General features: G+C 63.5%; 25 protein-coding genes and 2 tRNA genes. 11 read left to right on the top strand and 16 right to left on the bottom strand.

Going from position 1 to position 21,546, the window contains the following annotated elements; genetic code table 11:
* Positions 1–84 precede the first annotated feature (84 nt).
* The 5 genes from MTBLM5_RS00545 to MTBLM5_RS00525 all read left to right on the top strand — a co-directional run bounded on the left by MTBLM5_RS00545 (position 85) and on the right by MTBLM5_RS00525 (position 4,582).
* On the top strand, positions 85–1,251 hold the full coding sequence (locus MTBLM5_RS00545) for a hypothetical protein (protein WP_173973860.1): 1,167 nt from the start codon (positions 85–87) through the stop codon (positions 1,249–1,251).
* Positions 1,248–1,709: a VOC family protein gene (locus MTBLM5_RS00540; protein ID WP_173973859.1), complete on the top strand. Its 462-nt coding sequence runs from the start codon at positions 1,248–1,250 to the stop codon at positions 1,707–1,709. Before MTBLM5_RS00545 ends, MTBLM5_RS00540 begins: the two co-directional genes overlap by 4 nt.
* A gap of 51 nt (positions 1,710–1,760) precedes the next feature.
* Positions 1,761–2,534 (top strand): hypothetical protein, encoded by a 774-nt coding sequence (locus MTBLM5_RS00535; protein ID WP_173973858.1) that lies wholly within the window; start codon positions 1,761–1,763, stop codon positions 2,532–2,534.
* Between the two features lie 230 nt (positions 2,535–2,764).
* Positions 2,765–3,697 carry a tyrosine-type recombinase/integrase gene (locus MTBLM5_RS00530; RefSeq protein ID WP_173973857.1) on the top strand — a complete coding sequence of 311 codons (933 nt, stop codon included), beginning with the start codon at positions 2,765–2,767 and terminating at the stop codon, positions 3,695–3,697.
* Between the two features lie 12 nt (positions 3,698–3,709).
* Positions 3,710–4,582, top strand: a complete 873-nt coding sequence (locus tag MTBLM5_RS00525; RefSeq protein ID WP_173973856.1) for a hypothetical protein — start codon at positions 3,710–3,712, stop codon at positions 4,580–4,582.
* Here the strand turns inward: MTBLM5_RS00525 and MTBLM5_RS00520 are convergent.
* Positions 4,553–5,416: a hypothetical protein gene (locus tag MTBLM5_RS00520; RefSeq protein WP_173973855.1), complete on the bottom strand. Its 864-nt coding sequence runs from the start codon at positions 5,414–5,416 to the stop codon at positions 4,553–4,555. The genes MTBLM5_RS00525 and MTBLM5_RS00520 overlap by 30 nt on opposite strands.
* Before the next feature lie 470 nt (positions 5,417–5,886).
* Between MTBLM5_RS00520 and MTBLM5_RS00515 the strand changes: the two genes are divergently transcribed.
* Together MTBLM5_RS00515 and MTBLM5_RS00510 are read left to right on the top strand one after the other, a co-directional pair.
* Complete coding sequence (locus MTBLM5_RS00515) at positions 5,887–6,549, top strand: hypothetical protein (protein ID WP_173973854.1); 663 nt, start codon at positions 5,887–5,889, stop codon at positions 6,547–6,549.
* On the top strand, positions 6,546–6,995 hold the full coding sequence (locus MTBLM5_RS00510) for a hydrogenase maturation protease (protein WP_173973853.1): 450 nt from the start codon (positions 6,546–6,548) through the stop codon (positions 6,993–6,995). The genes MTBLM5_RS00515 and MTBLM5_RS00510 overlap by 4 nt, the downstream gene beginning before the upstream one ends.
* Here MTBLM5_RS00510 and MTBLM5_RS00505 read toward each other — a convergent pair.
* From MTBLM5_RS00505 to MTBLM5_RS00480, 6 genes are all read right to left on the bottom strand, one after another.
* On the bottom strand, positions 6,982–7,749 hold the full coding sequence (locus tag MTBLM5_RS00505) for an alpha/beta fold hydrolase (RefSeq protein WP_173973852.1): 768 nt from the start codon (positions 7,747–7,749) through the stop codon (positions 6,982–6,984). The two genes, MTBLM5_RS00510 and MTBLM5_RS00505, sit on opposite strands and share 14 nt — an antisense overlap.
* 5 nt (positions 7,750–7,754) lie before the next feature.
* Positions 7,755–8,498, bottom strand: coding sequence for an amino acid ABC transporter ATP-binding protein (locus tag MTBLM5_RS00500; protein ID WP_173973851.1), 744 nt, complete (start codon positions 8,496–8,498; stop codon positions 7,755–7,757).
* A gap of 1 nt (position 8,499) precedes the next feature.
* Positions 8,500–9,654 carry an amino acid ABC transporter permease gene (locus MTBLM5_RS00495; protein WP_173973850.1) on the bottom strand — a complete coding sequence of 385 codons (1,155 nt, stop codon included), beginning with the start codon at positions 9,652–9,654 and terminating at the stop codon, positions 8,500–8,502.
* Complete coding sequence (locus MTBLM5_RS00490; protein ID WP_173973849.1) at positions 9,651–10,823, bottom strand: amino acid ABC transporter permease; 1,173 nt, start codon at positions 10,821–10,823, stop codon at positions 9,651–9,653. Before MTBLM5_RS00490 ends, MTBLM5_RS00495 begins: the two co-directional genes overlap by 4 nt.
* A 9-nt stretch (positions 10,824–10,832) precedes the next feature.
* Positions 10,833–11,852 carry an amino acid ABC transporter substrate-binding protein gene (locus tag MTBLM5_RS00485; RefSeq protein WP_173973848.1) on the bottom strand — a complete coding sequence of 340 codons (1,020 nt, stop codon included), beginning with the start codon at positions 11,850–11,852 and terminating at the stop codon, positions 10,833–10,835.
* 142 nt (positions 11,853–11,994) lie between these two features.
* The gene (locus MTBLM5_RS00480; protein ID WP_173973847.1) at positions 11,995–12,138 is read right to left on the bottom strand and encodes a hypothetical protein; all 144 of its coding nucleotides are present in this window, start codon (positions 12,136–12,138) and stop codon (positions 11,995–11,997) included.
* Positions 12,139–12,325: 187 nt separating this feature from the next.
* On the opposite strand from MTBLM5_RS00480, the gene MTBLM5_RS00475 reads away from it, so the two are divergent.
* Together MTBLM5_RS00475 and MTBLM5_RS00470 are read left to right on the top strand one after the other, a co-directional pair.
* Positions 12,326–13,666 carry a hypothetical protein gene (locus MTBLM5_RS00475; protein ID WP_173973846.1) on the top strand — a complete coding sequence of 447 codons (1,341 nt, stop codon included), beginning with the start codon at positions 12,326–12,328 and terminating at the stop codon, positions 13,664–13,666.
* Between the two features lie 36 nt (positions 13,667–13,702).
* Complete coding sequence (locus MTBLM5_RS00470) at positions 13,703–14,779, top strand: class I SAM-dependent methyltransferase (RefSeq protein ID WP_173973845.1); 1,077 nt, start codon at positions 13,703–13,705, stop codon at positions 14,777–14,779.
* Positions 14,780–14,785: 6 nt separating this feature from the next.
* Here MTBLM5_RS00470 and MTBLM5_RS00465 read toward each other — a convergent pair whose 3' ends face one another.
* From MTBLM5_RS00465 to MTBLM5_RS00445, 5 genes are all read right to left on the bottom strand, one after another.
* Positions 14,786–14,995 carry a hypothetical protein gene (locus MTBLM5_RS00465; protein ID WP_068502490.1) on the bottom strand — a complete coding sequence of 70 codons (210 nt, stop codon included), beginning with the start codon at positions 14,993–14,995 and terminating at the stop codon, positions 14,786–14,788.
* A 61-nt stretch (positions 14,996–15,056) separates the two neighbouring features.
* Positions 15,057–15,133 (bottom strand) — tRNA-Arg (locus MTBLM5_RS00460).
* Between the two features lie 16 nt (positions 15,134–15,149).
* Positions 15,150–15,458, bottom strand: a complete 309-nt coding sequence (locus tag MTBLM5_RS00455; RefSeq protein WP_173973844.1) for an ETC complex I subunit — start codon at positions 15,456–15,458, stop codon at positions 15,150–15,152.
* A 52-nt stretch (positions 15,459–15,510) separates the two neighbouring features.
* Positions 15,511–15,587 (bottom strand) — tRNA-Pro (locus tag MTBLM5_RS00450).
* Between the two features lie 36 nt (positions 15,588–15,623).
* Positions 15,624–16,112 (bottom strand): DUF192 domain-containing protein, encoded by a 489-nt coding sequence (locus MTBLM5_RS00445; protein ID WP_173973843.1) that lies wholly within the window; start codon positions 16,110–16,112, stop codon positions 15,624–15,626.
* Positions 16,113–16,594: 482 nt separating this feature from the next.
* Here MTBLM5_RS00445 and MTBLM5_RS00440 point away from each other — a divergent pair, with 482 nt between their 5' ends.
* Positions 16,595–16,999: a hypothetical protein gene (locus MTBLM5_RS00440; RefSeq protein ID WP_173973842.1), complete on the top strand. Its 405-nt coding sequence runs from the start codon at positions 16,595–16,597 to the stop codon at positions 16,997–16,999.
* A gap of 17 nt (positions 17,000–17,016) precedes the next feature.
* Positions 17,017–17,427 carry a nuclear transport factor 2 family protein gene (locus MTBLM5_RS00435; protein WP_173973841.1) on the top strand — a complete coding sequence of 137 codons (411 nt, stop codon included), beginning with the start codon at positions 17,017–17,019 and terminating at the stop codon, positions 17,425–17,427.
* A 261-nt stretch (positions 17,428–17,688) separates the two neighbouring features.
* Here MTBLM5_RS00435 and MTBLM5_RS00430 read toward each other — a convergent pair whose 3' ends face one another.
* From MTBLM5_RS00430 to MTBLM5_RS00415, 4 genes are all read right to left on the bottom strand, one after another.
* Positions 17,689–19,035: an SLC13 family permease gene (locus MTBLM5_RS00430; RefSeq protein ID WP_173973840.1), complete on the bottom strand. Its 1,347-nt coding sequence runs from the start codon at positions 19,033–19,035 to the stop codon at positions 17,689–17,691.
* Positions 19,036–19,038: 3 nt separating this feature from the next.
* Positions 19,039–19,485, bottom strand: coding sequence for an HPP family protein (locus MTBLM5_RS00425; RefSeq protein WP_173973839.1), 447 nt, complete (start codon positions 19,483–19,485; stop codon positions 19,039–19,041).
* A gap of 69 nt (positions 19,486–19,554) precedes the next feature.
* Entirely contained in the window at positions 19,555–20,838 is a 1,284-nt protein-coding gene (locus tag MTBLM5_RS00420; protein WP_173973838.1) for a TRAP transporter large permease, read from the bottom strand.
* A complete protein-coding gene (locus tag MTBLM5_RS00415; protein ID WP_173973837.1) occupies positions 20,835–21,536 on the bottom strand; it encodes a TRAP transporter small permease in 702 nt (233 codons plus the stop codon). The genes MTBLM5_RS00420 and MTBLM5_RS00415 overlap by 4 nt, the downstream gene beginning before the upstream one ends.
* Positions 21,537–21,546: the final 10 nt, after the last annotated feature.

Here is a 21,546-nt window from a genome sequence, read left to right as displayed (position 1 = left end):
CCCCCGGCCCATCACAAAAGCTTGCGCTGTCTCCAAGCCTGCCGATAATGGACCGCTTGGGGGAGAGCAGTTACGGGACAGGGGATGAGCGGCGGAAATTTCGAAAGCAAGGTGGCCGACCTGGTTTCGGTGACCCGCCGTCTGGAGGTGCCACAAATCCTGCTGCTGCGCCGCCTGACCCTGGGCGACCCGGAAACCCTGAAATGGGCCAACCTCAAGCAGTTGGATCTGATCTTCAACGTCATCTTGGACCATGCGCTGCGCCGCACCGGCCAGGCGGCGGTCGAGGCCGCCAGCCGCGACCATTTCGACCCGCTGCTGCCGACCGGCGACGAAGGGGCGCGCGACAAGGAACGCTGGCTGCTGTTCGACCTGGCCAAACCGATGCTGAGCGGCAAGGTCGCCGAAGAAGAAGAAACCACCGAAGCGGTCATGGACCGGCTGGACCCCGCCGACGAAGACCTGTCCAGCCTGTCGTTCGGTGACTTCCCCACCTTGTTCGACGAAGCCATCGCCCGCTATCTCCGCCGCACCCTGACGGTGCTGGCGGCCACCGGCACGCGCCACCACATCCCGCCCCCCTTCATCGTCGCCCCCGGCTTCGCCGCCTGTTTCGACAAGGTGGTGCGCGAATGCGTGCTGCCGACCATGCGGGGCAGCCGCCGTCTGAAGGAACTGGCCAACACCCGCGACTGGACCGAGGACGGCGCCGCCGCCCGCCTGATCGGCATGGCGCAGTCCCAGGACATCAACAACCCGATCATGCATCAATGGCACAGCCGCTGGGCCAGCCTGCATCCGGACGCGGCCCTGAAGGGCAAGGACGGCAAACCGCGCCCGCGCCAGGCCCATGACGATCCCTGGCCCGACTTCCAGGAAGACGCCGCCAAGCGCGGCTATATCCCGCCTTATCCGGCCGACATCCCGGCGCTGGAACGCATTTTGCTGCTGGATGGCGAGGTGCTGGCGGCGGCGTGGGAATCGCTGGCGCAATTGTACGAGCAGGAATTCCAGCCCAAGAGCAAATCCGATTACGGCCGCCCGGGATCGTTCCGCGACGGGCTGCTGGCCCAGATCGAACGGCTGGAGCACCATGGCGGCGACCTGTTGGCCATCAAGGCCTTCTTCGACTTCCCCAAGGTCGATCGGGTGTTCATCAGGCAACTGATCCAGACGCTGGGCCGGTCCGACATCGAGCGCGAGCGTAAGGCGCCGGTGCTGATCGCCTTCTATAACGACCTGCCGAAATGACCCTGCTGGACCATGTCAACCTGGTGGTGACCGACCCGGTGGCATCACGGGATTTCTATGGCCGGCTGCTGGGGCTGGTGCCGGTGATGGATCGCTGGCTGGAGGGCGAGTGGTTCGACCGCCTGACCGGCATCGACGGCGCCCGCGCCCGCTGCATCATCCTGGACGCCCCCGATGGCGGTTGCCGGATCGAGTTGCTGGCCTTCACCGCCCCCGAAGGGACGACAGCCGCAGACCTGTCCAACCACGCCGCCACCGGGCTGCGCCATGTCGCCATCCGCGTGGATGATCTGGATGCCTGCCTGGCCCGGCTGGAGGCGCAGCCGCCGGCAATCGAGGTGCCGCGTGCCATCGTGCCGGTGGGCAAGCGCATGGCCTATGTGCCCGACCCCGACGGGATCATCATCGAACTGGCCGAATATGGGGGAACACCCAGTGTCACCTTTGGGGGTTGTTAACCTCTTGGGTGGCAGTCTGATCGATGACTCGACTGTTTTGGACTGGGCTTCATGGGTACGCGCGGGCCGCGCCTTTTGCGTCAGACCACCAACCACGTCCTTGACGCGCTGCTGAAGGCGGCCGAGACGGCCTATCACGGCCAGCCGATCGGCATGAAGTCGCTGCACGACATCGTCGAGGGATTGAAGGCCGGCGCCCATTTCGACGAATTCTACCGCCACGCCTATACCGAGATCATCGACGCCGTCGAGCAGGACAAGTTGGCCCAGGAACGGACCAACGCCTATGGCCGCCTGATGATCCACCCGCTGAACGAGGATCTGCAGGACGGAAGGCTGGACCGCGACATGCTGCCCAACGTGTTCTCGTTCTTCCATCTGGTGCTGGGCGACGACGCGCAGAAATACGGCGACCAGTGCAAGGAGATCGTCGTCGGCATGAAGGAAGAACTGGGCGATCAGTTCCACTGGGACCTGTTCTACGCCGATCCCCAGGCCAAGCGCATCCAGTGGCACACGCTGACCCGCATCGCCACCTCGTTCAAGCGGTGGGAGCTGCGCAAGGACTGGTTCATCAAGCTGATGCAATACACGCCGACCACGGTCAGCCTGGGCCAAAGCGCCTTCGTCACCCGCGAGATCGACCATAGTGAAGAACCGCGCGTGTTCGGCAACCGCGAATTCTGCGCCTTTTTCCAGGCGCTGTTTCGCCCGCTGACCGAAATGGCCCCGGCCGACGAGCCGGCCTTCCGCAAGGAATTCGGCTCGGACCCCCACCACCTGATCGGCCACTTCCTGGTCCACCTCGCCACCTGCGAGGTGTGACGGAAGGCCACCGGGCGCGTGACAGCGTCAGGCGGCAGCAAACGGCAATTCCTCCATCATTTGGATTAAGGCCGGGCGCGAAGCGGGCCATGAGTGGTAATTTCAAAGATATTCGCAAATACAGGGAACATCAAAAGAGTTCCATTGAGTGATTTTATACCGAATGGTGAATTGTTCTTGCCCCCTTATCCTGGGACAAGGCTTCTGGGGTCATCCTTGGGGCGGAAATCTTGGACATCACCTTTTCGGACGCGGCCGTCCGCTTTCTCGACCATTGTCGAGTTGCCAAGACCTTGTCCTCCCACACGCTCCGGGCCTATGAGACCGACCTGGCTCACGCGCGGACTCGATTGGGTTCCGCCGTGCCGGTGGCAGAGGTCGATCGCGACAGGCTGCGCCGCTATATCGGCGGCATGCTGAACGACGAGGGATTGAAGGAAACCAGCGTCAAACGGCGCTTGGCGACCATCAAACAATTGTTCAAGTGGCTGGAGCGCGAGGATATCCTGGCGCTCAACCCCTTCCACCGTTTCGACCTGACCATCCGCCTGCCAAGGCGGCTGCCGCGCGCCTTGGGTGTGGCCGACATCCGCAAGCTGATGCGGGCCGCTGAAGCCGAGGCGGAGATTCGTCAGACGCAGATGGCGCGGCAGATGTATTTCGTGGTGGTGGCGCTGTTCGTCAGCGGCCTGCGAGTCGGCGAGTTGGTCGGGATCCGCCTGAGTGAGGTCGATGCCGAGGCCGCGACCATCGTGGTCCGCGGCAAGGGCAATCGGGAACGCCGTGTCTATCTGCCCGGCGCCGAGGCCCGCGCCCTGCTGCACCGCCACCTGGCCGAGCGCATGTCGGTTCCGAGCGACGGCAATTTGCTGCTGGTGTCCCCGACGGGAGCGGCGATTTCGCCGCAATATATCCGCCGGAGCCTGGCCCTGCTGGCCGAGCGGGCCGGCCTGTCGCGCCGGGTCACCCCGCACATGCTGCGGCACACCGCCGCCACGCAATTGATCGAAGCCGGCGTGGACATCCGTTTCGTCCAGAAGCTGCTGGGCCACGCCAGCATCGCCACCACGCAGATTTACACCCAGGTCAGTGATGCCAGCCTGAAGGCGACCCTGGAACAGGCAGATACGTTGGGACGCTTGGCGGGGGATAGCGAACGATAACTGGGAATTAACATGACGGACGCCTTTGATCTTCTATGGAAGCCATTGTTAGAGGCATCGGCCCAGACCATCACAGGCGCAATCGGCGGCTATGCCTTCTCGAAGGCACTGGAAAAGCTCCTAGAGCGCAACCGTTTTGATGGCCCTATGGATTTTTGGAGACGCGGAATAGCAGGTGGCCTGATCCATGACGGCGATCAAGTCTATATCGACGGCCTCATTTCCCCTTATTTCCAGCTGTTTCCAGGGGACCCTTTTGATAATGGGAAACGGTGGAACAAACTTTACGATTTCGAGGGGACCATTAACAGCGAGGAATACCAAGCTTTAGATTTTCTTTGCGGGTCCGATGCAGCCCTGAGACTTGGCAGCCTGAATGGTGAAACCGTACTTGGGATTTTTGCCCGATATGGATATGTGGGCGACGGCCTCGTTGGTGTTGCCCCTACATCATTAATTCGCAAGAAGTTTCCAGACTTTTTCCACCCTAAATATTACGGCAGTCGGGCGGTCATTGGCGGAAAAATATCGCGCTGCCCAACTCAACATGCAGTAATTGCCAAAAGCATCGCTAGCAGGCTCGATCCGAACAAGGAATTTTCAGTCGATTACAAGCATCTCTACTACCTTCAAATCAATTCAATCCGGCTTTTCAACCGCGAGAGCGACAAAACATGCTCGCTCATCGGCTCGCCCTGGGCGCTCACAGACAACCGTTCGGAACAATATCTGGTTCAATATGGATATTTTAACGATCCGACCGAGTTGGAAGGCTGCATCAGTAAAATCAAGGGCGCACCAAGCTGGTCTGAAGCCCAGGTGTTCTTTGACGACATCACTGCCCCATCAGAGAGTCTAGGATTCAAGAAGGCTTTTATTCTCTAGTGCAGGGAACGAAGCGCGGAGAAAAGGCGGCAGATACAAATGATAAGCCAGATTCCGGGGGTCGAAGAAGCGCAGCTTTCCCGGATCACCAATCCATGCAAGCTGTTCCTCATTGATGGATCGTTTCACTTCCTGGGAAACTTGACGATTATGCCCCCATATCGTGAGCAAATGCATGGCGCCAGGATATTCGGGGACAAACAGCAATCCAGCGGCACGGCCCGCAAAACCGTTCATACGCTGAATTGCCATGGTGGTGGTGGCCATGTCAAAGACGTTCCGATACACCATGTCGCTGCAGACGCCCTCAGGTGAAAGGTTGCTCGCAATCACGCCATAGATGTTTTCGTCTTCTCGAAAATCGTTAATGAAGTCAAAGCAGTCATTGATGATGACATCATAAGTTCCAGCGTCCTGAATGAGCTCCTTGGCATCGCCAATAACTAGGCGAAATCGAGGGTCTTCCAAAACAGCCCTGGCATGCGGATAAATTTCGGACATGACCTGGACGAGCTCCTCGTCATGCTCGTACATGACGACCTCTTCCATTGTTCGATAGCGTAAAAGCTCGCGCGCGGCGAAGAAATCTCCGCCGCCAAGAACGAGCGCGTTGTGGGGGGCCTTCGAGAAAGCCAGCGGCAGATGAGAGACTGGTTCGTGGTAAAGAAACGACCATGCCTCGACGTGTTGAAGTTCCCCGTTAATGATAAGGACGATGCCATGGGAAGAGTGACGGTAAACACCAAATTTTTGCACCTTGCTTTCCCGGACAGCCAATTCCCGAAGGTTGGTTAGCAGGATCGAACTGTCGGCGTTTTCGAGGAAGTGCAGCATAATTCCCAGTTATCGCTCTGTTGGGGGAGAATGCGGGAAGTCACTCAGATGACTATGCACCACCACACCACCATGTCAACCAACAAGCGATTAATTTCAGATGCGCGCCGCCATAGCACCATGCATCACCATGGTATCAATCCATTGGCTGCAGCGGCCGCCAGCAGGGTCGCGCAGAGCGTTTCCACACAAAACCTGGGAAGTCGGAATCGCCGCGGCGACCGTCTCCCGCATCCCCGCGCACAAAAAAATTGCCGTCCACCAAGGGGGGGAGGTGGACGGCGGGGAAGTTGTCTTAGAGAGGGAGGCTGACCTCGGGGAGGCCAACATCTGAGAATTACCCTATCGCCCACCTCGGCCTTTGTCAAAACGATTTTAATATCAATTCGCAAAATATTTCCGGCGGTTGCGGCACCGCCGGGAAAAGTGCTATGTCCTGCCCGGTTTTCCGCCATTCCCAAGGCCCCGCGATGATCCTGACCCCGATCGACCACGACGCCCTGGCGCCCTTGCTGCCGGCCTTCCGCACCGCCCTGGCCGATCTGCCGCTCGCCGCCAAGGTGTTCGACCGGGTCACCGCGTTGATCCCGGAAGGCTCGTTGATGACGCTGTCCACCGACAGCACCCATCATGCCGATGCCGTCGAATTGTGCCGCCGTTTCGGCTTCGGCATCCTGGATGTCGATCCCAAGAGCTGGTTCACCTGGGACGGCACCAACGTCGCCATCCAGATGGAGCCCAGCGTGCTGATCCACGAGGTGGCGCATTATCAATGCGCCTCGCCCGAGCGGCGCGCCGTGCTGGATTTTGGCCTGGGCTGCGGCCCGGAAAGCGGCAAGCGGGCCGAGGCCGACGCCGTCCAGACCCTGTTCTGCCCCGAGCGCGATGTCGAGGAGGCCTTGTGCTCGCTTCTCGGCATCCTGTGGGAGGCCGAGCTGGATCAGCCGGCGGTGCTGGCCTTCCTGGAGCAGAACTGGATGGAAGGCGGCACCAGCCTGCACAATGTCGCCCATTTCAAGAAGATCGTGCGCTGGCTGGACCAGATGGGTCTGATCGACCAGGATGGCCGCCCGACCATGGGCTTACGCACCGAGGCCGACGACACCTTCTTCGCCCGGTGGTTCGCCGAGTGACCGCCATCCTGGTCATCGGGATCGGCCATGCCTTCCGCACCGATGACGGGATCGGGCCGAAACTGGCCGAATTGGTCGCGGGCCGGCACATCGCCGACGTCACCGCCATTTCCCATCACGGCGAGGGCACCGCCCTGTTGGAGCTGTGGAGCGACGCTGGCCGCGTCATCCTGATCGACGCCACCATCTCGGGCGCTGCCCCCGGCACCATCCGCCAGTGGGACGCCAGTACCCCCCTGCCCGCCGGCCAGTTCCCCACCGGCAGCCATCTGTTCGGGGTGGCGGAAGGAATCGAACTGGCGCGCCGCCTGGGCCGGCTGCCGCCCTCGCTGACAATAATCGGCATCGAGGCGGCCGATCTGTCCCGCGGCGAGGGCCTGAGCCCGGCGGTCGAGGCCGCCCTGCCCCAGGCCTTGCAAACGGTCCTGGATCTTATCGCTGGATGAAGGCGGCCAGGGCCTGGATGAAGGCGGCCGGCTGGTCGGCATGGACCCAGTGGCCGGCCCCCTCGACCGCCTGCCATTCGGCCTGGGGGAACAGGCTGGTGATCACGTCCTCGTGGGCCGGCAGCACATAATCCGACCGATCGCCATGCAGGAACAGCGCCGGCCCGCCAAAGGTGGTGCCATCGGCGAAGGGCGGGAAGTCCAAGATATCGTCCATCGCCGCCCCCAGGGTGGCCAAATTGGCTCGCCAGCGGTAGGAACCGGGCTGGCCTTCCAGATTCTGCATCAGGAAGGCGCGCACGCCGGCATCGGGAATGATGGCGCGCAGCGATTCCTCGACCTCGCCGCGGCGGGTGGCGGTGCCGACCGGGGCGGCACGCATCGCCTTGATATAGGGGGCGAAGGTGTGGGCATAGCGCACCGGGGCGATATCGACCACCACCAGCCGGCGGACCAGCTCGGGCCGGGTCAGCGCCAGCACCATCGCCGCCTTGCCGCCCATGGAATGGCCGACCAGATCGACCGGGACAGGGAAACTGTTCTCGATGAACTTGGCCACTTCGCGGGCCATGAAGGGGTAATCCATCACTTCCGACCATGGCGAGGCGCCGTGATTGGGCATGTCCACCGCCACCACCCGATGATGGCTGGCCAAGGCCCCTGCTACACCGCCCCAATTGCGGGCCGAGCCCAGCAGCCCATGCAAAATGACCAGCGGCCGGCCCTGGCCGGCTTCGATGTAATTCAGTTTCATCTATCCTAATGTCCGATGATCTGCCCCAGGAACTGGCGGGTGCGCTCGCTTTTGGGGTTGGTGAAGAATTGGGCCGGCGTCGCCACCTCGACCACCCGGCCCTCGGCCATGAAGACCATTTTGTCGGCCACCGCGCGGGCAAAGCCCATTTCGTGGGTGACGCAGATCATGGTCATGCCCTCGCCGGCCAGCTCGATCATCACGTCCAGGACTTCCTTGACCATTTCCGGGTCCAGGGCCGAGGTCGGCTCGTCGAACAGCATGATGCTGGGTTTCAGGCACAAGGCGCGGGCGATGGCGACCCGTTGCTGCTGGCCGCCCGACAATTGGCCGGGGTACTTGTGGGCCTGTTCGGGGATGCGCACCCGTTCCAGATATTGCATGGCGATGGCTTCGGCCTCGCGCTTGGGCACCCGTTTGACCCACAAGGGCGCCAGGGTCAGGTTTTCCAGCACCGTCAGATGGGGGAACAGGTTGAAGCTTTGAAACACCATGCCGACATCGCGGCGGATCAGTTCGATGGCCTTCAAATCGTCGGCCAGCTCGACGCCGTTCACCACGATGCGCCCGCCCTGATGTTCCTCGAGCCGGTTGATGCAGCGGATCATGGTCGACTTGCCCGAGCCCGACGGCCCGCACACCACCACCTTCTCGCCCTTGGCGACCGACAGCGACACGTCCTTCAGGACATGGAAGGCGCCGTACCATTTCTGCACGTCGATCAGTTCGACGACCGGGGAATCGCTCATGTTATCTCCTCGACCCCTTGGCGAGTTCGCGTTCCAGCCACTGGCTGTAGCGCGACATGAAGAAGCAGAAAGACCAATAGACCAAGGCGGCGGCGATATAGCCCTCGACGAAGAAGGGCCGCCAGTCGGGATCGGCCAGGGCCGCCTTGGTCGCCGCCAGCAGGTCGTACAGGCCGACGATGGTCACCAGCGAGGTATCCTTGAAGCAGCTGATGAACTGGTTGACGATGGGCGGAATGACCAGCCGCAGCGCCTGCGGCAGCACCACCATGCGCATCTTCTGCCAATAGGTGAGGCCCAGCGCGTCGGCGGCTTCTTCCTGGCCGCGCGGAATGGCCTGCAGGCCGCCCCGGACCGCCTCGGCCAGATAGGCGGCGGTGAACAAGGTGATGCCGACCAGGGCGCGCAGCAGCTTGTCGATCGTCACCCCTTCCGGCAGGAACAGCGGAAACATCACCGAGGCCATGAACAGTACGCTGACCAGCGGCACGCCGCGCACCAGCTCGATATAGCCGACCGACAAAGCCCGGATCGCCGGCAGGTCGGACCTTCGCCCCAGGGCCAGCACGATGGACAACGGAAAGGCCAGGACGATGCCTAAGATGGCCAGGCCCAAGGTCAGCGGCAGGCCGCCCCATTGCGCCGTCTCGACATAGGCCAGGCCCAGCACGCCACCCCACATCAAGATGCCGACCACGACCAGGCCGACAGCCCAGGCCCAGATCAGCCAGCGCCCCCACAGGCTTCTGACCGCGCTGGTGGCCAGCAGGCCGATCACCAGGGCGGTGGCCAATGCCGGCCGCCAGTGCTGGTCATAGGGATAGACCCCGAACAGCATCAGCCGGTTCTTTTCGCCCATCAGCGCCCAGCAGGCGCCGGTGCCCTCGCGACAGGCGGCCGCGCCCCCGGCCGGACTGAACACCGCGTCGACCAATCCCCAGCGAACCAAGGGCGGCAGGATTTCCCACAGCAGCCAGAAGGCCAGCAGGGTCAGGATGGTGTTGGGCAGGCTGCCGAACAGGTTCTTCTTGGCCCAGCCCAGCAGGCGCAATTGACTGGCCGGCGGCGCGCGCTCGGGCGTTTGCGCGGCACTGGGTTCCTCGATTTCCGAGGCGGCGGTGGCGCGCCGGGTCTGGTCGTCGGGGGCCTGGGTCATCGGGTCACCAGCGCGACCTTGGCGTTGTACCAATTCATCAGCCACGACAGCGACAGGCTGATGACCAGGAACACCCCCATCACCAGGGCCACGCCCTCGACCGCCTGACCGGTCTGATTGATGGTGGTGTTGGCGACGCTGACCAGATCGGGATAGCCGATCGCCACCGCCAGCGACGAATTCTTGGTCAGGTTCAGATATTGGCTGGTCAAGGGCGGCACGATCACGCGAAGCGCCTGGGGCAGGATCACCAGCCGCAGGGTCTGGGCGCGCGACAGCCCCAGCGACAGGGCTGCCTCGGTCTGGCCGGGCGGCACCGCCAGGATGCCCGACCGCACGATCTCGGCGATGAAGGCGCCGGTATAGACCGACAAGCCCATCAACAGCGCGACGAATTCGGGGCTAAGGGTGCCGCCGCCCTGGAAGTTGAAGCCGGCCAGACGCGGCATATCCCATTCCAACGGCGCGCCGACGGCCATGAACACCAGCCCGGGCAGGCCGATCGCGCCGGCGAATCCCACCGCAGCCCAGGGAAAGGGCTGGCCGGTGCGGTATTGGCGGGCCACCGCCCAGCGGCGCAGGAAGAACAACCCGATCAGGGCGACGCCCAGGGCGATCATCACCGGCCCATAGGTCTCGTGCCACACCGGCAACGGAATTTTCAGGCCACGATTGGACAGCACCAGCCCAAGACCGGGCTGCAGGGCCTGACGCGGCCCCGGCAACGCGGTGACCAGCCCGTACCACACGAACAATTGCAGCAGCAGCGGCACGTTGCGCACGGCTTCGACATACAAGGTGGCCAGGCGGGCGACGATCCAGTTGCCCGACAGCCGGGCGATGCCGATCACCAGCCCCAGGGTGCTGGCCAGGATGATGCCGACCACCGACACCGACAGGGTGTTGAACAATCCGACCACCAGGGCGCGCAGATAGGAATCCGACGCCTGATAGGCAACGGCGCCCTCGCCGATGTCGAAACCGGCCTCGCGGCCCAGGAAGGACAGGCCGGTGGCGATGCCGCGCGCGGCCAGGTTGGCCAGGGTGTTGTTGACCAGATACCAGCCCAGGAGGACGACGGCGGCGACCACCACCACCTGATAGACAAGGCCGCGAAAGCGGGCGCTGTAGATCAGCGCCCGCATGCCGCCCTGTCTTTTCGCCCGCATGGCGCGACCCTACTTGAAGGGCGGCGCGTAGAGCAGGCCTCCTTGGGTATAAAGCGCGTTGAGGCCGCGGCTGATCTTCAGCTTCGAGCCCTTGCCGACATTTCTTTCAAAGCTTTCGCCGTAATTGCCGACCTGTTTGATGATCTTGGCGGCCCAGGCTTCATCGATTCCCAGGGCCTTGCCGTTGCCGGGGGTCACGCCCAGCAGCCGCTTCACCTCGGGATCGGCCGAAGACATCATCTGGTCGACATTGGCCGAAGTGATGCCCTTTTCCTCGGCGGCGATCATCGCCAAACCCGACCAGCGCACCAGATCCATCCATTGGTCGTCGCCCTGGCGCACCGCCGGAGCCAACGGCTCCTTCGAGATCAACTCGGGCAGGATGACGTAATCGTCCGGATTGGGCGATTCGTTGGCGCGGATGGCCGCCAATTGCGAGGCGTCCGAGCTGATGGCGTCGCAACGCCCCGAGAAGAAGGCCCCGTTCAATTCCTCGTTCTTCTCGATCACCACCGGCTTGAAGGTCATCTTGGTGGCGCGGAAGTAATCGGACAGGTTCTGCTCGGTGGTGGTGCCGGGCAGCACGCACACGGTGGCGCCGTTCAGCTCCTTGGCGCTTTTGACGCCCAGCTTCTTGGCGACCATGAAGCCCTGGCCGTCATAATAATTGACCGTGGTGAAGTTCAGGCCGTTGGCGGTGTCGCGCGACAGCGTCCAGGTGGTGTTGCGCGCCAGCATGTCGATTTCGCCCGATTGCAGGGCGGGCAGGCGCTGCTGCGCCGATAGCGGCGTGAACTTGACCTTGGTGGAATCACCGAACAGGGCGGCGGCGACGGCACGGCAGGCATCGACGTCCAGCCCGCTCCAATTGCCCTTGTCGTCGGGGGCCGAGAACCCGTACAGGCCCAGATTGACGCCGCACTGGACGAAACCCTTGGCCTTGACGGAATCGAAGGTCTGCCCGGCCAGGGCCGGACCCGCGAACAGCGCGGCGGCGGCCGCTGCCATGACGGTCTTGATGATCTTCATCGTCTCTCCCCCGAGGAATGGTCGATCCTGTAAGACAGGCTAGACCGAAGGTCGTCGCCGGTCCAGTCGCATGATGCGATCGACGGGCGATGAGGGAAGAGATGGGAAGCCCTGCCGGAAATTGCCAGACGGGCGGTATAACTTACGCGGCCAGGGCGGCCTGGCTTTCGCGGACCATCAATTCGACGACAGCCAACTGCCAGATCCGGGAACCCGCCACCTTGGTATCGGCGGCAATGCCCCGCAAGGTCTCGATCGGCAAATTCTGCACCCATTCTTCGAGCATGACTGATGCCCTCCAAGTTGTTGCGGCGCAGCATACAGGGGAAAACAGTGGCATTACCATTGCCACCCTTGCATCGGAGCCATGTGCTTAACGCAGTTCCTTGTGGTTTTCCGAAACAGACGGCACGGGCCGGCATGGCCGGCGCGGTGCCTTTCCAATTGCGCGCATCTGTGCCAATCATCGGCTTATGACATCAGGCTCAACCAACGACGATGCCCTTGATCGACGGCTCGAGAGCGCCATTCGCTCGGGCCGGCTGGCCACATTGGCCGAGTTGGTCCCCCATGATTTCCTGAACCAGCTCGACCGCGCCTTATTCGGCGATCACCCCGCCGCGTCCACCATTCTTTTGCTGGCCCAAGGACTGGCGGCCATGGGGCTGCCCCATTCCGCGACCGCCACCTTGGACCGAGCCGTCGCATTCGCCATCACCGCCAGGGAAAGGGGCGCTGTTCTGGCGCTCAGGGCGACGCTTGGCGCCGGCCCCGGAGCCAACGCCGATCGGCTGGCCAGTCAGCGGCTGCTGGGGACCAAGGGGGCGCGGCCCGCACTGCCGGAAAGCCGGGCCGGGGCATTATCGACCCTGTCGAGAGCCGTCTCGCCGGGCCCGTTCCGGGCGGTCCGCGACGGGGTCGCCGCCCATCCCCTGCGCGAGGACCCGCTGCGCGATCCCTGGCTGACCAAGCCGGCCCGGCAAGCGGTACAAGACGATTGGACGGGAATGCTGGAGGACCTGTCGTTCCTGGTCATGAATGAGAACAAGCCGCTTTTGCACATCGAATGCGATATCGAAGGCGACGGGCCGCTGGCCAACCTGCAAGGCGCCATCCGATTGACCCCGCTTTGCCCAGATTCCGGCCAGCCGGCCTTCGAGCTTGCCATCCGCCATCTGGAAGCCAGCGCCATCCATGCCGGCGCGCCGTTCATCCTGATGGAGAATGCTCCCGTCCCCGCCCTGGAATCCTGGTTGCGCCAGCCGGGAACCACCGCCCGCGCCCTCGAGGAGGCATGGATCGACCTGACCCAGCCGACCGAATTGATCGAAAAGGATTTCCGCGAGACCCACCGCCAACAAGTCCGCTGGGGCCGCAAGAACCTGGTCATCAAGCGCTGGACCGGCCCGACCGACGACGAATTGATCGATGCCTATCGCGCGCTTTGCCTGGCCTGCCAGCGGCCGGCGCCGCCGCCTGAATTTCACCACCGCTTGCGCCGGGGCGAGGCCGAGCTTTATGTCGGCATCTGGAACGACGAGCCGGTCAGCGGATTGATCGTCGGCCTTCATGGCGCCACCAGCTATTACGAAAGCGGCCTGTCGCTTCGCCGGGGCAACGCGCCCCTGTCGCATGCGCCCCTTGCCAACGCGATGATCGATGCGGCACAAGCCGGCCAGCGGCGCTTCTTCCTGGGCGCCTTGCACGTCGATCCGTCCTTCGATGCCAAGCTGCGCTCGATCGCCGCCTTCAAGAAGGGCTTCACCCGCACCACCCGGCCGTTGACATGGACAGCGGTTCCGGTCGGCGGATAGAGTCTCGCCAATTTCGCTCAGGATTTTCGCCCGCCCATGTCCGACATTGCCCCAGCCGACGCGGTCGGCATCATCAACGCCTTGATCCGCGACGGTAGGCACCAGGAAGCCACCGACCTGGCGGTGCGATGCGACGGCCAGTGGCCGAACCTGGCGATCTTCCCGCTGCTGGCCGCGCAATCGCTGGCCAGCCGGGGCCAAGCCGAGCCGGCACTGTCGGCCTGCCTGCGGGCCGTCGGCAAGGATCGCCTGGGCCTCGAGTCCAACGCATTTTTCATGGCGCTGCTGATCCATCTGGTCCCGCAGGTCCATTGGCCGCAATTATACGACGTATGGCGGCAAAACTTCCCGTCGGCCGCCGATCTTGACGCCCTGGTCGCCGCCTTGGCCGAGCACCCGCAACGCTATGACTTTTTCGGCGCCTGGTCCCGGATCCTGCTGGGCACCGAACACGGCACCGAGGCTGTCGATCGCTTCGCCCATTGCCTGGGGCCGCTGTCCGAGGCCCCACCGCCAGCCGACGCGATCGTCGCCGAATATTCGGACAAGGCCATCGCCTATGACGACGATTCCGTCCACAGAAACTCGGTCGATGGCATCGCCCCCCACCTGACCCGCGGGCTGGGCGGACAGGCCGGCCAGACCATCATCGATGCCGGCTGCGGCACCGGCCTGGCCGGACATCACCTGCGGCCGCTGGCCAAGCGCTTGATCGGCATCGACCTGTCACCCGACATGGTCGCCCGCTGCCGCGAAAGCGGCCTGTACGACACGGTGATCGAGGCTGACCTGATCGCCGCCCTGAACGACATGCCGGGCCAGGCCGGCGGCATCGCCATCCTGGGCTGCGCCTATTATTTCCCCGATCTCGCCCCGATGCTGACGGCGGCGCGCGATGCACTGGTGCCGGGCGGGCGGCTGATGCTGATCGATTTCCCGGCGGCCGGGGCGAAGTCGGTCCGCCAAACCATCGGCGGCACGCGGCGTTATTGCCGCAGCGCCGAGACCATTCGCGACCTGGCCGCCGCGGCCGGGCTGGTGGTCCAGCCGCCCGACATCGTCGCCTACTTCAATTTGCCCTGTTATTTGTGGACCTTCACCCGGCCCGAGTGACCGGCCCTAATCCTGCGCCTCGAAGAAGCGATAGGCGGTCTCGGGGACATCGCTGCGGACCCGTTCGCGGCCATCGACGGTGACGTAGAAACAGCGGTCGATCTGGCAATAGGCCAGTTCCTTGACGGCGCCCGAAGACGCCCGGCAGGCAGCGATCTTGACGTCGTCGCAGCCCTTGGAATGGCAGACGATATCGTCGATGGCCTTGCGGTCCATGTTGCCCTTCTCCCTGGCTGCCCGCCGCAAATATGGCCCCATGGGGGGCAAAATCAAGGGCTGGCGCGCCCTGCTGGATTCGAACCAGCGACCACCCGCTTAGAAGGCGGGTGCTCTATCCAACTGAGCTAAGGGCGCCCGCTGGCCCGACCGCTTAGAAGCGGCCGAATTCCAGCTTGTCGAAGCGGAAATTGTCGGCGTAGTTCTTCGGCGCGCACGGCTTCTTGACCGCTTCGGCCTGAACCTCGAATTCCAGGCCCTTGCGCTTGGCATAGGCCACCGCGTCTTCCTGGGTGGCGAACTTCAGCCGGACCTGCTGGGTGGTGTCATCCGAACCCAGCCAGCCCATCAACGGATCGGCCTGCTTCGGAGCGGCGGGCTCGAACTCCAGCACCCACGCCTTGGCGTTGCCCTTGCCCGATTGCATGGCGGTCTTGGCGGGGCGGTAGATGCGAACCGGCATCGGCACTCTCCATATCCAGGGGCGGCGCTTTGGGCCGCGTGTGGTCGTTTCTTGGTCGGGGCGAGAGGATTCGAACCTCCGGCATCCAGCTCCCAAAGCTGGCGCTCTACCAGGCTGAGCTACACCCCGACGCCCCGGGAGTTCTAGACGGACACCCGGTCAAGGTCAATGCTTGAACCATGGATGCTCGACCCGGTCGCCGGCTTTCAGGCCCAGCCGCGCCGCGTTGCCGGCATTCAATTCCAGCACCGACAGCACCGGCGAAGGCGAACTGATCACCGCCTCGGAATGCGGTACCGCGCCGGCATGGATGCCGACCACCCGCCCGGTCTGGTCGATGAACACCATGTCCAGCGCAATCAAGGTATTCTTCATCCACATCGACACCGGCCGCGGCCGGCCGAAATTGAACAGCATGCCGGCATCGGCCTTCATGTGGGTGCGAAACATCAGCCCTTGCGTCAGTTGATCGGGCGTCTCGGCCAGTTCAACGGTGAAGGCGTGGGCGCGCCCCGACGCGGTGACCACCCGCAGCGGCGATTGCGCGAATTCGACGCGCGATGCCTGGCTGTCGGGACGGTCCTCGGCCTGCGCCGCCCCGCCCAGCACCGCCAGCGCCATCGCGAAGGCCAGGCCCCAACGGCTGATCGTCATGTCGCCCCTCCCTTAAGTCTGCCCCATGGTGCCTGTCGCCAGCCGAATCCACAATATCGACGATGGGACAGGAACCTTGTCACATGATTGACCGCACCCCCCTTGCGGCTTTTTGGGCGCGCCTCCATTCCACCATCGGAGGCACCCGGCCATGGCGGCACGGAGCCTGCGGAATCCCTGGACGGGTGGCAATTGCATAAAATTTTACCGAGATTTTCTTCAAAGAAATTACATAATGGAGATAACATTTTACTACAATTGATCGGTTGATTTTCCTGTTTCATTTATCTGCGCACAGGGCTAGTCTAGGAATTGCCGAGGGGATGAAGAACTCCAGCCCCAAGGCAACAGACACTGTCGGGGGGGACCTTCCCGCCCATCCCCATCCCCCCCGCAGGGAAACGCCGCTTCTAACAAAGCGGCGTTTCCGTTTTCTGGGGTCCGGAGTAGACTGGGGCAGGTCTTCCCAGGGAAGTGATCCGATGCCCCTGTCTCCTCGCTCGGTCCTGTTCATCGGCCTTGGCGGCCTGGCGGCGGTATTGGTGTGGGCCGCCAGCGTCCCCGACGAAATCGCCGTCGACAAGAATTGCCAGCCGCTGGGGACCGCCCATGTCGCCGCCCTGGTTCACGGCGGCGATTTCTGGCAGGCCCAACAGCGTCTGCTGGCCGCCGAGCGCGACCGCCTGCTGGCGCTGCCGGCCAAATTGGATCTGGCCAAGGAAGCCCAGGAAAAGGAACGTTCGGCGCTGGACGCCCACTTGAATCGGCTGTCGCGCGGCGGCGCCGAACAAGAGGAACGCGACCAGGCGGCCGCCCAGCGCTATCGCGCCGAAAGGCTGGCCTGGATGCTGCAATGCGAGGCCAAGGCCCGCGAACGGATGAATTGACCAAGGAGAGGTTGGGGATGGACATCGAACGCTTCATGCAAGGCTACAAGGCCGCCTGGGAAGCCCGCGACCCGGCCCTGTTCGCCGCCCTGTTCCATCCCGACGGACGCTACCACAACACCCCCTTCCAGGTTCAGCAGGGCAGCGCCCAGCTGATGGAATATTGGAAGCGGGTGCAGTTGCAGGAAGACGTGCAGGTCACCTTCGAAATCCTGGGTGCGGGGATCGCCCATTGGCACACCACCTATCAGGTGGCGTCGGAAGACCTGTTCCAGATCTGGGCCAAGTCCACCGGCACCAATTTGGTGTCGCGCCAGCCCGGCGATCCCCTGCCCCGGATGGTCCTGGACGGCATGCTTGTCGCCACCTTCAAGGATGGCTTGTGCGCCGAGGCCCGCATCTGGTGGCACAGCCAGCCGCAGGCCTGAGCGTTTAGACCGTCACAGAAAGCAGGCGATGCCGGCGCGGCGGCGACGGGATTGCTCGGCGGTCTCGGCCTTGACCTCGGGCTGGGCTTCGGTGGTGGCGGGCTTGACGGGTTCGACACTCTTGCTCGACATGATGTCCTTGTCCTGGCGCCTGGTGCGGGGGTGATCCCCGGCGAAGCGGCGCGAACCTCGCCATGCCCGGGACCTTAGACGCCGATGATGGCGGAAAGGTCCCGGGAACAAGGCGATTTCAGGGCAGCATCAAACGTACCTGATCAGCAGATAGACGTTGGCGATGGCGATCGACAGCAGCATCAGGCCGAACGCCACCTTCATGAACGGGACGAAGCGGATCGGATGGCCGGCCCGCTCGGCCAGTCCGGCCACCGTCAGGTTGGCCGACGCGCCGACCAGGGTGCCGTTGCCGCCCAGGCAGGCGCCCAAGGACAGCGACCACCACAGGGGCTCAAGCGCTTCCGGGCCACCGAAGGTCGGCGCCATGCTCTTGATCAGCGGGATCATGGTGGCGACGAACGGGATGTTGTCGACCACCGCCGACAGGATCGCCGACGCCCACAAGATGGCGATCGCCGTCACCCGCATGTCGCCGCCGGTCAGGCCGACCAGCTTCTCGGCAAGCATGGCCAGCACGCCGGCCCGCTCGACGCCGTGCACCACCACGAACAGGCCGATGAAGAAGAAGATGGTGATCCACTCGACCTCGCCGAAGATGTGGTGCACCTCGTGCGACTGGCTTTCGGCGTCGCGGCCCAGGCAGTAAAGCAGCATCAGCACGGCAGCGCCGAACAGGGCGATGGTGCCGGGCTCCAGACCCAGGGCATGGGCGCCGATGAAGCCGCCGATGATCCCCGCCAGCACCGCCATCGACTGCTTGAGCAGGCGGAAATCGGTGATGGCCTCGATCTCCGAGAAGCCCATGACGTGGGCGCGGTTCTCGGCCGAGGCGTGCAGCTTGCGGCCCCACATCACATGGAACAGCAAGGCGGTGAGCAGTTGGATGACGATGATCACCGGCGCCAGGTTGAAGACGAACTGGTTGAAGGTCAGGCCGGTGGCCGAACCGATCAGGATGTTGGGCGGATCGCCGATCAGGGTCGAGGTACCGCCGATGTTCGAGGCGAAGATCAGCGCCACCAGAAACGGCCACGGCTTCAGCTTCAGTTCCTCGGTGATCACCAGGGTCACCGGCACCACCAAAAGCACGGTGGTCACGTTGTCCAGGAGCGCCGAGAAGATTGCCGTCACGATCTGCAGCAGGAACAAGATGCCGGCCGGGTCGGCCTTGGCCTTCTTGGCCGCCCAGATGGCGACATACTGGAACACCCCGCAGCGCCGGGTGATGGCAACGACGATCATCATGCCGACCAGCAGGGCGATGGTGTTGAAATCGATGCCGCCGATGGCGGCGGCTTGGTTCAAGATGCCGACCAGGATCATGGCGCCGGCCCCGATCAGGGCGACGACGGCGCGATTGATCTTCTCACTGATGATCACCGCGTAGGTGGCGACCAGAACCAACGTGGCCACCCACATGGCGTCCAGGCCGAAGATCACCTGCGGCACCCAGGCATGCGTTTCACCGTGCATCGCTTAGGCCTCCGCCATGCGGGTCAGGGCGTCGGCGGCGGTCACCACCCCCACCAGGACGCCGGAACCATCGACCACCGGCAGGAAGGAATCGCCGCGATACAACAACAGCAGGGCTTCGACCAATTGAGTCTCGGGCGCGACGCTGCGGTGCGCAGCCACATGCTTGCCGACCGGTTCCTTGCCTTGCGTCGCCAGACGATTCCTCAGGTCGGCCAGCCCATCGGACAGGAAGCCCAGATCGCCCAGGTCCTCGCCCAACCGGGCGGCCTTGGGCAGCACCAGGGCCACCACCTCCTTCAGGCCGAACACCCCGACATAGTGGCCCTTGGCATCCACCACCGGAAGCATGGGCACCCGATGGGTCAGCAGCACCCCCAGGGCTTGGGTCACCGTGTCGGTCTTGGCCAAGGTCGCCGGTGGGGCCGAGATGATCGATTGGCAGGTCATGGCGTCTCCCAGGAAAAGAAGATGGGCCGATCCTAACGGATCGGCCCAGTTTTGTGAGGGTCAAATTCCTTACATGACACCCAATATCTTCGGCAGCCAGATGGTCAGCGGCGGCCAATAGGTCACCACGATCAGGAAGCCCAGCATGGTCAACAGCCACGGCAGCACCGCCACCGTCAGCTCGGAAATGCCCATCTTGGTGATGCCGGAAGCGACATAGAGGTTCAGGCCCACCGGCGGGTGGCACATGCCGACTTCCATGTTGACGACGATCAGGATGCCGAAATGGACCGGGTCGATGCCCAGCTTCATGGCCACCGGGAACAGGATCGGGGCCATGATCAGCACGATCGAGCTGGGTTCCATGAAGTTGCCGGCGGCCAGCAGCAAGACGTTGACCACCAGCAGGAAGGCGATGATGCCCAGATCCATGCCGACGATCCAATCGGCGATGGCCTGCGGGATGTTCTCGTTGGCCAGCACGAAGGAAAACAGCACGGCGTTGGTGATGATGTACAAAAGCATCGCCGACATCGACGCCGACGACAGCAGGATCTTCGGCACGCCCTTCAGCGGCATGTCCTTATAGACGAACACCGCGATGATGAAGGCATAGACCGCGCTCATCGCCGCCGCTTCGGTCGGCGTGAACACGCCGGTATAGATGCCGCCGATGACGATGACGATCAGCATCAGGCCCCAGATGGCTTCCTTCAGCGTCCCCAGACGCTGCTTGAAGTCGGCCTTGGGCAGGCGCGGATAATTGTTCTTGCGGGCGATCCACCAGGTGGTCAAACCCAGCAGGAAGGCCAGCACCAGACCGGGAATGACGCCGGCCATGAACAGCGCGCCGACCGAGGTGTTGGTGGCGACCGCGTACATCACCATCACCAGCGACGGCGGGATCAGGATGCCCAGCGCGCCCGACGTGGTGATGACGCCGGCACCGAAGCTTTTCGGGAAGCCCTGCTTGACCATGGCCGGCAGGATGATCGAGCCGATGGCGACCACGGTGGCCGGCGACGAGCCCGACACGGCGGCGAACAGGGCGCAGGCCATGACGCCGGCCAAGGCCAGGCCGCCATGCCAGTGACCGACCATCGCCGTGGCGAAGTTGATCATGCGACGCGCCACGCCGCCATGGGTCAGGAAGTTACCGGCCAGGATGAAGAACGGGATCGCCATGATCTCGAACTTCTCGATGCCGGTGAACAGCTTCAGGGCCACCGATTCGATCGGCACCTGGGTCATGGTGAACAGGAAGGTCAGAACGGTCAGGCCCAGCGAGATCGAGATGGGCATGCCGGTCAGCATCAGGGCCATCAGCAGCCCGAAGATGATGGCGGCGTTCATTGGCCCTTCTCCTTGTTCTCTTGGCCCTCGTGGTGGGCGATGTCCTTGGGATGCAACCCGTCATCCATTTCGAACCAGTTGATGTCCTGGGCGGCGCGCTGCGGATCGGCGCTGTCTTCCTCCAGACCCTCGACATGGCCGTGGTCGTGGTGCGGCAGCTCGCCGGTGCGCAGAAAGGCCCAGCAGACCTGCAGGAAGCGGAAGCACATCAGCGACGAGCCCAGCGGGATGGCCGAATAGACCACCCAGGTCTGCCATTCCAGATCCGGCGTGGTCGGGCCTTCGTACAGGTCGGGATTGACGATGCCCAAAGCGTGGGTGATGCCGTAATGGGCGCCGTTTTCCCACACGAAATGGCCGCCCATCAGGGCGATGGTGCCGGTGAACAAGGCGCCCGACAAAAGGCCGAACACGATGAAGCGGCCGCGATTCTTGGCTTCCAGCCGATTGATCACCACGTCCACGCCGACATGGATGCCGGTGCGCACGCCGTAAGCGGCGCCGAACTTGGCCATCCACACGAACATGATGATGCACAATTCCTGGGCCCAGGAAAAATCCAGATGGCCGACATAATCGTACAGGAACGACACGCCCGAGGCGTATCGGTGCATGACCGCGACGAAAATGATGGTCGTCGCCGCGGCCATGAGGAAAGCAATGAAGCCTTCCTCGAGGTGGTCGAGGACTTTCAGCATGGAAGCTCCG

The organism is Magnetospirillum sp. LM-5, from assembly GCF_902729445.1.
GTDB lineage: Bacteria > Pseudomonadota > Alphaproteobacteria > Rhodospirillales > Magnetospirillaceae > Magnetospirillum.
The sequence above is the reverse complement of the archived record's forward strand: the minus strand, read 5'-3'. Positions and strand labels throughout refer to the sequence as shown.